Here is a 6,544-nt window from a genome sequence, read left to right as displayed (position 1 = left end):
CGGTGAGCGAGATAATAGGAGCTGTTATTTAGTAGACGAGTAGACAAGCAGACGAGCAGACAAGGAGATTTCCTTAGTTGGCGAGATACAAGTAGACGAGCAGACAAGGAGAAATGTCTGGATTTTAATTAGTTACTATCCGACAAATCAAATCTCCTTGTCTGCTCGTCTGCTTGTATCTTGTCGACAAAAGAGTCTACTTGTCGACTAAAGAGTCTACTCGTTGGCTAAGGAAATCTCCTCGTCTGCTCGTCTGCTTGTATCTTGTCGACTAAAAAAGTATAGATTCGACGGTATATCCTGCTTTTTTCAGCAGTGCAAGCACGCCTTTGTCGCCGGGAAGATGGCCTGCACCTACAGCGAAGAACGTCGGTTTCTGCTTCATAATCCCGGGCATTTGCTTTATCCACTCGGCGTTGCGGTTGTTTATCAGCATGTCCTTTTCTGCGGGAGTGCCGTCGCATGTGTTGTTCATCTTTGCGTCCATGGCCTTCTCTATGCCTTCAAGGTCTTGTGCGAAGAAAGCCTTTACCACGTTCTCGGTCTGTTCCATGTTGAACTCCTGGTTGTCGGCAAGGCATAGCAGAAGCTCCTTTTGGCGCTCCATCGACATGCCTTTGAACAGTGTGTTGATTTGGAAGTCGATTGTTTCCAGTCCGCCTACAGCCTTGTTTTTTGCCGTAGCCTCTTTCTGGAAGTAGCCGTCAAAAGTCTCGTTGGGGTTGAATCCGGTGTGCGTTTTGAGATACATCAGTATCCCAAGCTGTGTCAGTAGAGCCTGTGGCGTCAGCCTGCCGAGCTGCTGCGCTATCATTGGGTTGGTCATGTCGGCGCCCAATATGTTTTTCAGCAGCGCGTTGATGCGTGCCATCTCGTCAGCCGTGTAGAGCTTGTCGAGCGTCTGTCCATCAGGCAACATCATGGCAGCCTGTACCTTTGTCATGTTCTCGGGCGATGTCATGTCTGCCATTATCACCTCACCGTACACCTGTTCTGTTGACGCCAATGCATCTTTTAGCCCTGGAATGCTGTCCGCAAACGATACTGGCGCAAGGTGGTATGTGCCTACGATGTACGATGGTTTCTGCAGGCCGTTGCCTGATATTTTCCATAACAGTTGGGCGTTGACACCGGTTGCCGCCATCAGGAGCAGCAGTGCCGAGATTAATTTCTTCATAAGTTGTCTTTTGTTAATGTTTGGTTAATGATAAAAAAGTTTTCAATTCGATGCAAAAATAATATATTTGGAATCAAAGAAAAAACTAATTAAGTTTTTTTTTGTTTTGTCATATATTTTAACCGTTCGTCAATTCTTCATCCATTTCATACGGATTAATACGTATAATGATACGAAAAGAGAGCGGCCAATTGACCGCTCTCAACCAACACAAAAACTAAACTAGACTTAATTAGACACGTTCAAGATTTTCACAAACCCTGAATTGTCAATGCAAATATACAATTTAAATTTTATTGCGCCAAGAGTTATTTGTTTTTTCTACACTTTTAGGGCAAAAAAATCATATTTTTACAGTTTTATTCAGCAAATATTCGTCCAATATTGTAATGGCAGCCATCGCTTCAACAATCGGTACAGCCCTTGGTAGCACGCACGGGTCATGGCGGCCTCGAGCCTTCAGCGTAGTGTCGTTGCCTTCAATGTCTACGGTCGGTTGTTCTTTAAGCAGTGTTGCGACAGGTTTGAATGCTATGCGTAGATAGATGTCCTGTCCGTTGCTTATTCCCCCCTGTATGCCACCGCTGCGGTTTGTAAGGGTGGTAATGTTACCGTTTTCGTTGGCAAATACGTCATTGGCTTCACTTCCGTGCATGCCGGCCATGGCGAAACCAGCCCCGAACTCGACACCTTTTACGGCATTAATTCCGAGCATGGCATAGCCCAACGCTGCGTTAAGCTTGCCGAATTCGGGTTCTCCAAGTCCCGGTGGGCAGCCTCGTATGACGCATGTTATTGTACCGCCAACGGTGTCTCCCGCTGCTTTCACCTCGCTGATGAGGCGTATCATGGCTTCGGCTTTCGCCGTGTCGGGACATCTTACGATGTTGCTTTCAACCGTTGACAGGTCGTATTTGCGGTAGTCATTGTCAAGGGCGATGTCTCCCACCTGCGACGTATAGGCCGTAACGCTGATTCCGAGCTGTCTTAGGGCGAGCTTTGCCACGGCTCCGGCGACACATCTGCTGATTGTTACTCGTGCCGATGAGCGCCCGCCGCCGCGGTGGTCGCGTATTCCGTATTTATAATTATAGGTATAGTCGGCGTGCGACGGGCGGAAAACGCCACGCATATTGTCGTAATCCGCCGACCGCTGGTTGGCGTTCTTGACGATGAACCCTATCGGACAGCCTGTTGTCTTGCCTTCAAATACTCCGCTGAGGATTTCCACCTTGTCGGCCTCCTTGCGGTCGGTGGTAATCGGGCTTTGCCCAGGTCGGCGGCGGTCGAGCTCGCCTTGTATGAAGTCGAGGTCGATGTCAATGCCTGCCGGGCAGCCGTCAATTACTCCGCCAATGGCTTCGCCGTGGCTTTCTCCGAACGTAGTAAGGCGGAAAAGATGTCCGAAAGTATTGCGCATGTCGGTTGATTTTACCTTGATAGAGCTTTTATGCTTCTTTTAATGTTTTCAATTTATGTTGTATATGGCCAGCTTCTACTTGTCGTGGTGGTGGCAGCAGCCGCCTTCGTGGTCGTGATGATGACCGCAGCAGCCGCCCTCATGATGATGACCCTCACATCCACCGTCGCCATGATGGCCGCAACAGTCGCCGTCACCGTGGTGTCCGCAACAGCAGCCCTCGCCGCTCATGCGGTTGATGAGGCCCTGGATTTCGTCGTTCGTAGCCTCGCGCGACTCGACAACGTGTCCCTTGAAGTTTAGCGTCTTGCCGGCAAGCGGGTGGTTAAGGTCAATCTTCACCTTGTTGTCGCTTATCGCGAGAACACGTCCGAGAAACCTGTTGCCGTCCTCATTCTGCAATGGTACGATGGCGTCTTTATATATGTTGTCATGGTCAAAATGGCCGTTGATGCAGAATATATCCTTGTCAAGGTCGAGCACATGCTCCTGCTCATAGTCGCCGTAGGCGTCATCCTTTTGCAGGGTGAAGTCGAATTCGGCTCCTTTATCAAGCCCCGCGATTTCCTTTTCGAATGCGTCAAGGGTTATTCCGTAGCCGCTTATGAACTGGAACGGCTGTTTGTCGGTCGCTTCTTCTACGAGTTTGCTCTCACCATTGTCCACGGTGTACAGCTTGTAAGCCACCGCGATGTATTTGTTCAGATTGTTTTCCATTCTTCTGTTTTTGTTTGTTCAGTGATGCAAATGTATGCAATTTTTTCGAGATAGGCGTCCGTCATGTTGATAATTTATCCATTTTCATTACTTCTTGGCTGATATTGAGGGCTATTGTTCTTTATTGTATGGAAAAATGTTTATATTTGCCGATGTTTATTTCAGGCATGACTGGCGATAGGTATGCCGTCTTGCCGCAGGGTCATGAATAACGAATCTAATAACATAATATGGTAACGCAGGCGTTGAATGCCCACGTGCCTTTAAGTAAAAAACTATAACATGAAAACCATTAATCCAAGGAATGTTGTCCTTTCGGTGCTTATGTTTATCGCAGCGGCACCTTGTTGTTTCGTCAATGCGCAGCCGCGCACTGACACGGTCATTAATGAAGGGTGGACCGTCAGCCCTATTTCAGACACCAATAAGAAGGCGGAGCGTAAGCCTGTGGCGTTGCCACATACATGGAATGCTGCATATGATGACGGAAAACGGCACTATAACCGTGAAACAATGGTGTATCGACGTAAGCTAAATGTTACTCCGGAGATGGAGGGCAGACGTCTTTTCCTTTATTTCGAAGGGGTCAATTCTGTGGCCGACGTGTATGTAAACCGCCGTACCGCGGGCTCGCACAAGGGCGGATACACGGCTTTCTGCATAGAGATAACCGACTTTGTTAAACCAGGTGAGAATTCCCTTGAGGTGTGGGCGGGCAATGCCTTGCGCACCGACGTGCTGCCTATAAGCGGCGACTTCAACGTGTATGGCGGTATACACCGTCCCGTCCGTCTGCTCATTACGGGGCGTGATTGTATCTCGCCTTTGTTCTACGGCTCGCCTGGTGTGCTTGTAAGGCAGGACAGTGTATCGTCCGAGAGGGCATGCGTCACCGTGACGACGAAGCTGTCGCTCGAAAACCGTAATGCCGGACTTGTTCTGCGTACTACGATGACCGACTCCGACGGCCAGACAGTGGCATCAGCCGAGACTCCGGTAAACGGCGAGAGTATGGACCAACGGCTGCGGATAGAAAAGCCAGAGCTGTGGCAGGGACGCGAGAATCCGTATTTATATAACATAAAGGTAGAACTGGTAAGAGACGGCGAGGTGATAGACTGCGTGCGCCAGCGTACAGGTTTGCGCTCGTTCAGCGTAGACCCAGGGCGTGGCTTTATGCTGAACGGCAAGCATTATGACCTGCACGGCTTCAACAGGCATGAGGATTTCAAAGGCGTTGGCAGCGCGATGGTACGTAGCCAGCATGAAACCGACATGCGCCTTGTCATGGAGAGTGGGGCTACAATGCTGCGCCTTGCCCATTATCCGCAAGGAGAGACCATCTATGACCTGGCAGACGAGAACGGTATTGTGTTGTGGAGCGAGATTGCCCTTTGCGGTCCTGGCGGATATGACTATACAGGATACGTTCCGAATGTAGAGAATAATGCCAGGCAAACGTTGCGCGAGATGGTGTACCAGAAAATGAACCATCCGTCAATATGTTTCTGGGGACTGTTCAACGAACTGCTTGCCGGCGACGAAGAGCCGCTTCGCCAGTATGACAGCCCCGTGCCTTTCGTCAAGGAGCTCAACGCGCTTTGCCACTCTCTCGACCCGACCCGCCTTACGGTTTTTGCCACATGTGTGGACCAGAAGTATTATCTTGGCTGCGCTGACCTTATTGCCTGGAACAAGTATTTCGGCTGGCGGACGGCCGAAAGCGAGGCTGCCGACTTCTTCGACAAGGCCCGTGCCACGGCGGAAGGCTATCCCGTAGGCGTGTCAGAGTACGGTCGGGGCGGCAGCATACGCCAGCATGCCGACCCACTTTATGCCGACGAGTACGATTTTCCTGGCAAGTATCACCCCGAAGAGTATCAGGCTGCTTGCCATGAGGGTTATTGGGCGGCGTTCAAGAACCGTCCATGGCTGTGGACAAAGACGATATGGCAGTTTTCTGACATGCAGTCGAGCATTAAGGACGAGGGTGATACTCCGGGAGTTAACGACAAAGGCATGGTAACTTACGACCGGCAGACGAAAAAAGACGTATTCTATTTCTATAAGGCCAACTGGACATCTGCCCCTATGCTGCATCTTTGCAGCAAACGTTTTACAGTTAGGACGCATGCGGTTACGGACGTTAAGGCTTACACCAACCTTGATAACGCGACGCTGTATGTCAACGGCAAGAAGATAGGCAAGGCCGCTGCTGACGACATCCGGCGGGTGGTATGGAAGGGAGTTGAGCTTAACCCCGGCGACAATACCATCCGTATAACGGCGCGTAAGGGTGGCAAGACGCTCGAGGATACGTGTGTATGGCGCGTTGAATGAATGTTGCCGCGATAAGGCATAATGCTTGTAGCCATGTGCCGGCCAGCCGCCGGTATTGAAGTATGTACGCTTATGTTTTCCGGAATACGGCCTTTCGCATTGTGAAAGGCCGTATTCCGTGTCCTAAAAGGCCGTCTTTTGCATGCTGAAAGACGACCTTTTGTTGCGTGTGTGGTAAGTGTCTGTCTTTTCCTGAAATAGGTTGACAGTTTTTGTTTAAATAAACTACATTATTTTACACACTCTGGATAGAGGTACTGGAATAGTTGACATCGCATCGGGAAATGTGCCGCTTTACTTTACATTCCCGGTCTTTGTCAGGCTGCCCCGCGGGTCCGCCTGACAAAATCGCGGCAAAGATACTATCTTCCATTGTCATTTCCTCCATGCCCCACCGTTTTTTTTCTTTTCCACAGCCGTTTTTGTTCGCCGCTCCCGGCGTGCGCCGTCTCCGGGGTGTTGTTGCCGATGCTCATGTGGGGCCTGCGCGTGTTGTAAAAGTCGATGTACCTGCTGATGGCCTCGCCGGCCGTGGCGATGTCGGCGAAGGCGCGTCGGCGGTTTACGGCCTCCTGCTTTATTATGCCGTTGACGCGCTCGGCCACGGCGTTGTCGGTGGGGTTGTAGTCCTCGGTCATGCTCACCGATATGCCGTGTCGCAGCAGCTCGCCGATGTAGGCGTCGCAGCAGTACTGCACCCCGCGGTCGGAGTGGTGGACGAGGCCGTCAAGACTGTCCGTGCCGCGCAACGCCACGGCATGGGCTATGGCCTGCCTGAGGGCCTCGAGAGACTCCGAGGCGCGCAGCGACGGCGAGACCTTGTGGCCTACGACCTTGTGCGAGTAGGCGTCGGTGACTATGTGCAGGTAGCACGTGCCACCGCATTCGAG

Annotated in this window: 5 protein-coding genes; 1 reads left to right on the top strand and 4 read right to left on the bottom strand. The window is 51.0% G+C overall.

Translation table 11 applies throughout. The features are described 5' to 3' along the window. Positions 1-271: 271 nt before the first annotated feature. The 3 genes from H6A34_RS13205 to H6A34_RS13195 form a co-directional block, all read right to left on the bottom strand. The gene (locus H6A34_RS13205; protein ID WP_205105895.1) at positions 272-1,177 is read right to left on the bottom strand and encodes a TraB/GumN family protein; all 906 of its coding nucleotides are present in this window, start codon (positions 1,175-1,177) and stop codon (positions 272-274) included. Between the two features lie 343 nt (positions 1,178-1,520). Then, entirely contained in the window at positions 1,521-2,597 is a 1,077-nt protein-coding gene (aroC, locus tag H6A34_RS13200) for a chorismate synthase (protein ID WP_205105894.1), read from the bottom strand. Between the two features lie 75 nt (positions 2,598-2,672). Next, the gene (locus H6A34_RS13195; protein ID WP_205105893.1) at positions 2,673-3,314 is read right to left on the bottom strand and encodes an FKBP-type peptidyl-prolyl cis-trans isomerase; all 642 of its coding nucleotides are present in this window, start codon (positions 3,312-3,314) and stop codon (positions 2,673-2,675) included. 282 nt (positions 3,315-3,596) lie between these two features. Here H6A34_RS13195 and H6A34_RS13190 point away from each other — a divergent pair, with 282 nt between their 5' ends. Beyond that, the gene (locus H6A34_RS13190) at positions 3,597-5,654 is read left to right on the top strand and encodes a glycoside hydrolase family 2 protein (protein ID WP_239480886.1); all 2,058 of its coding nucleotides are present in this window, start codon (positions 3,597-3,599) and stop codon (positions 5,652-5,654) included. A 362-nt stretch (positions 5,655-6,016) separates the two neighbouring features. Here the strand turns inward: H6A34_RS13190 and H6A34_RS13185 are convergent. After that, a partial coding sequence (locus H6A34_RS13185; RefSeq protein ID WP_205105892.1) for an integrase core domain-containing protein occupies positions 6,017-6,544 on the bottom strand: 528 nt, incomplete at its 5' end.

Source organism: Marseilla massiliensis (assembly GCF_016899855.1).
GTDB lineage: Bacteria > Bacteroidota > Bacteroidia > Bacteroidales > Bacteroidaceae > Prevotella.
Note: the sequence above shows the minus strand (reverse complement) of the source record. Positions and strands in the feature narration are given on the sequence as shown.

Excerpts from the sequence above, each read along its gene's own strand:
- H6A34_RS13205 (WP_205105895.1), bottom strand. The coding sequence starts at position 1,177 with ATGAAGAAATTAATCTCGGCACTGCTGCTCCTGATGGCGGCAACCGGT.
- aroC (WP_205105894.1), bottom strand. The coding sequence starts at position 2,597 with ATGCGCAATACTTTCGGACATCTTTTCCGCCTTACTACGTTCGGAGAA.
- H6A34_RS13195 (WP_205105893.1), bottom strand. The coding sequence starts at position 3,314 with ATGGAAAACAATCTGAACAAATACATCGCGGTGGCTTACAAGCTGTAC.
- H6A34_RS13190 (WP_239480886.1), top strand. The coding sequence starts at position 3,597 with ATGAAAACCATTAATCCAAGGAATGTTGTCCTTTCGGTGCTTATGTTT.